The sequence below is a fragment of the Chromobacterium sp. genome, assembly GCF_041912965.1.
Lineage (GTDB): Bacteria > Pseudomonadota > Gammaproteobacteria > Burkholderiales > Chromobacteriaceae > Chromobacterium > Chromobacterium aquaticum.
The window spans coordinates 1-3,896 of the sequence record NZ_JAYSGF010000085.1; the positions used below are offsets into that span (position 1 = coordinate 1).

Below are 3,896 nucleotides of genomic sequence, written 5' to 3' on the forward strand. Positions count from 1 at the left end.
ACCTGCGACCTGCGGATTAACAGTCCGTCGCTCTACCAACTGAGCTATCAGGGAATAAAAAACCAGCAATTCTCAAACGAAGCCGTATTGGCTCCCCGAGCAGGGCTCGAACCTGCGACCTGCGGATTAACAGTCCGTCGCTCTACCAACTGAGCTATCAGGGATTTGAGTGAGGGCGAACTATAGCTTCAGCCCGCTTGGCTGTCAACACTTGGCGGCGGAAAATCGCAGATGGCGCTATGGCGGTGCTTGCCGGCCCTTGAGGGCGGCAAATCCCGAGTGGCGACGTGGATGGGGGCGCGTTAAAATTTCAATCATTGCCAATGCGGACAAGCCCGCGTTTTTAAGGTGGATTAAATGAATCTGGATTGGAAGCTTGCGTTGAGCGAGCGAGCGGAACTGGCGAATAATGCCGCTGGCGAATTAAATGCCCGTATCAGTCAACTGGAAGCGCTGAAAGCCGGCGCCGCGCTGGCGATTCTGGATGATCGTAAAGTCATTCAGGTGGCGGGAGAGGATGCTGAAGCCTTTTTGCAGGGGCAACTTTCCAGCGATGTGCGCGAGCTGGCTGATGAAAGCCGTGCTCAATACAGCAGCTACTCTTCGGCCAAAGGGCGGATGCTGGCCAGCTTTCTGGCTTGGCGCAGCCAGGGTGTCTTTTACTTGGCGGTTTCTGCGGATTTGGCCGACTTCGTGGTCAAGCGGCTGAGCATGTTCGTGCTGCGCTCCAAGGTCAAGGTATCCATTGCCGACGATCTGGTCTTGGTCGGTGTTGGCGGCATGGTCGCGGCGGAAGCCTTGGGTCTGGACCCGGCCTTGGTGGCGGCGGTGACGCCGCGCGGCGTGCTGCCTACGCCGTCGGGACGCTTGATCGCCCTGCCCGGAGCGGGCTTCATGCTGGCGGCGGAAGCCGAGGGCGCGACTATCGGTGAGAAGCTGCTGCAGTCGAGCGCGCTGATCTCTTCGGAAGTTTGGGGCTGGCGCGATATTGATGCCGGCATTCCATGGCTGACTTTGTCAACGCAAGAACAGTTTGTGCCGCAAATGGCGAATATGGAATTGATTGGCGGGGTAAGTTTCAAGAAGGGCTGCTATCCGGGGCAGGAAATCGTCGCGCGTTCCCAATATCTGGGAAAAATGAAGCGCCGCCTGTTCAAGGTTTCATTCCAGCAATTTGCGCCGGTAGGGACCAAGCTTTTTAGCCCAGGCGTTGAGGGACAATCGATTGGCATGATTGCGGCGGTCTGCCAGGTGGCCGCCGAGTGTTATCAAGGCTTGGTCGTTGTTCAATTCCAGGCATGGGAGGATGGCATTTATGCCGATGAAGCTTGCACTATAAAGTTGCAGCAACTGGAACTGCCCTATTCGCTGAATGAAGACGCGGCAAATTAATTGCTGATTTCTGTTGCGCTTCCTTGACTTGATGGGAATAGCTTGGCTACATTACCATCTGTAATGCACCACTACTCTTAAAAAATATATTTGGGAACATGCTAATGGAACTGTCGAAATTGGATTTTACCCAGCTGGTGGCTTTGCGTGCCGACGTCGAAGCTGAAATCAAGCGCCGCGAAAGCGAAGAAAAGTCCAAAGCCAAGAAGCAGATCATCGAACTGGCTCGCGCCTATGGCCTGAGCGTGGAAGAAGTGCTGGGCAAAACCGGCGGCGTGCGCAAGCCGGTGGAAGCCAAGTATCGCCACCCGGCCAGCCCGGAACTGACTTGGACCGGCCGCGGTCGCAAACCGGTTTGGGTTCAGGAGTGGATTTCCAGCGGCAAGGCGCTGGAAGCTCTGGCTATCTAAGCCATCCGTCGTTTTATTCCGGATTTCGAAGGCGCCTGTCATGGGCGCTTTTTCTTTGTCCGGCCGCCTGCGGTCTGGCTTGATGCTTGCTATAAATGGATGTAGCGTTCAAGCTGTTTCGCGTTGTGATCTGGGTGTGCTGACATTGTCTTGAGAGTGGGCGGCTATGCTGGATTTTTTTTCAAGAGGGGCCAAGGGGCGTTCGGATCCACTGGCCAATGCCGAGGCGGCCAGGGAGTTTGTCGCAGCCTTGAAGCAGGAGTATGGCGCAGCCGCGCATGAGCGCGTGGTGGCTTTGCTGTCGCCGTTGGAATTGGATTGGCACAATATTACAGTGGACCGCGTCGAAGCGCTGCTAGCGCTAAACCAAGAGACCGAGCCTCTGCATGAGAGTCTGTGCGCGCAATATCTATTGAATACGCGGATGCCCAAGGCGCTGGAAGCGCAGCTGAGAAATCAGATACTGGCATATGGAAAATGCTTTATCGATAGTTATCAGCATGTGCTGACAGTTGACGCCGATTCGGTGGAGGGCGCCAAAGTGCTGACCCTGCTGCCTATCGTGTTGTCCCGGATGATGTCTTATCTAGGCGAGCATGCGCGCTGGCATTGGGTGCGAAACTTTAACCCGGAGCCTGCTTTTTGGCTGGGTGTTAACCAATTGTATTGGTTTGCGGAGCACCATGGCTGTGACTCCGTTCCCGTGTTTTTATTTGGTGATGGCCGTCCGGCGACGACGGTGCAAGATCAGTTTCTGATTCTGCATATGCTTGCCGTATTGAGCGGCGGGAATCTCAGCGGTCGACAACTGCATTTCGCCTATCAGTTGCTGCAGGTATTGAGCAACCGCATGTCTTTATCGAGAGTGTATTCGGATCATTCCAGTTTCGGCGTGTCGCTGAATGGCCCGCACTCCGCCGCTCGGGTGAGTGGCGGCTTGGTGGATGAGGCCGCGCGTTATTGGGGGACGGCCGACCTGGTTGAGATCCTGCACGGCTGGAGCATTGTGCTGGATGCGGGCAGGGTGCCGCCCGAGATCAAGCGGCTGATGGAGCCGGGGATTGATGCCAATGCCTTGCGCTTGTTGATGCGGGAATGGTCACCGCAGCAAATGCGATTTGAGCGCGCGGAGCGGGTGCCGGTTTCTGGTCAAAGCATAGAAGTTGCTTATCGCCTGCCGGTGCTGCACCGCTTGATTCGGGCTTTGGACGAAGCCAAACAGCAGGAGCCGTCGGAAGAAGGTGGCTTCGACGATGCGGCCAATATCCGCATCTATGGGTTTGTCACCACCAGAAAAAGAGATAAAGGCGTGCCTTTGTCGATTAATGTCGGCGGCGAAGCCGCGGTGCCTCCATTGAAAGAGGAGTTCTCGCGCTGGGATGTCGACAATATCAGCCAGACCGGCCTGGGCGTGACCTTAAAGGCGATGGGGAATGAATGGGTAGGCCTGGGGGCTTTGGTTGGTTTCCGGGAGAAGTCCGTCGATAGCTGGAGCCTGGGCGTGGTGAGGCGAGTAAAGCGCACTTCGCCGGATCAGATCTATCTGGGGCTTGAAACCCTGAGTCGTCGACCAGTGGCGGCATCGCTGCGGCCTACTGATGTCCGCCTGATAGACCCTACTCTGCCTCCGGAGCAGGTGTGGCTGGCTGGCCACATCGCGCTATTCGTGCCGTGTCAGAAGGCAGGCAAGGTCATCAATGCGGTGCTGCTACCCCTCTCCTTATATGTGCACGGCAAAGAGTTTTATATGACGGCCAAAGGAAAGCACTTCCAACTATCTCTCGGCAAGGTAATGGATAAGGGAAGTGACTGGTGCCTGGTTGAGGTCGAGTTGGTGAAAGCCTTGGAGAAAATGCCTGTCGTGCTGTGATGCGCGGATGGAATGCAGGAAAGTGCCGACGGGCCGGAGTTGATCTCCGGCCCGTTTTGCTAGCTGTTTCGCGGGGGTGATGGGGGCTTATTAAATACCTCTTATGGATATTCGTTGCCGTATCAAGGGCTTGGGGTGTGTGGCCCGCTTTTGTTACGGTTTTTGTCGCGAAAGGTGTTGACGGGCTTGGGGGCGTGACGTATAGTTCGCCTCCTCAGCAGACA

The 3,896-nt window shown here is 56.0% G+C and carries 3 protein-coding genes and 1 tRNA gene; 3 read left to right on the plus strand and 1 reads right to left on the minus strand.

Going from position 1 to position 3,896, the window contains the following annotated elements:
• Window positions 1-88: 88 nt before the first annotated feature.
• Window positions 89-164, minus strand: a tRNA-Asn gene (locus tag ACE3QM_RS22630).
• 193 nt (window positions 165-357) lie between these two features.
• Between ACE3QM_RS22630 and ACE3QM_RS22635 the strand changes: the two genes are divergently transcribed.
• The 3 genes from ACE3QM_RS22635 to ACE3QM_RS22645 all read left to right on the plus strand — a co-directional run bounded on the left by ACE3QM_RS22635 (window position 358) and on the right by ACE3QM_RS22645 (window position 3,672).
• Entirely contained in the window at window positions 358-1,392 is a 1,035-nt protein-coding gene (locus ACE3QM_RS22635; protein WP_374425073.1) for a folate-binding protein YgfZ, read from the plus strand.
• Between the two features lie 104 nt (window positions 1,393-1,496).
• Window positions 1,497-1,802: an H-NS family nucleoid-associated regulatory protein gene (locus tag ACE3QM_RS22640; protein ID WP_048410597.1), complete on the plus strand. Its 306-nt coding sequence runs from the start codon at window positions 1,497-1,499 to the stop codon at window positions 1,800-1,802.
• 166 nt (window positions 1,803-1,968) lie between these two features.
• On the plus strand, window positions 1,969-3,672 hold the full coding sequence (locus ACE3QM_RS22645) for a hypothetical protein (RefSeq protein WP_374425075.1): 1,704 nt from the start codon (window positions 1,969-1,971) through the stop codon (window positions 3,670-3,672).
• The last annotated feature ends 224 nt before the right edge of the window (window positions 3,673-3,896 follow it).

Coding starts and splice junctions, on each gene's coding strand:
- ACE3QM_RS22635 (WP_374425073.1), top strand. CDS start 358: ATGAATCTGGATTGGAAGCTTGCGTTGAGCGAGCGAGCGGAACTGGCG.
- ACE3QM_RS22640 (WP_048410597.1), top strand. CDS start 1,497: ATGGAACTGTCGAAATTGGATTTTACCCAGCTGGTGGCTTTGCGTGCC.
- ACE3QM_RS22645 (WP_374425075.1), top strand. CDS start 1,969: ATGCTGGATTTTTTTTCAAGAGGGGCCAAGGGGCGTTCGGATCCACTG.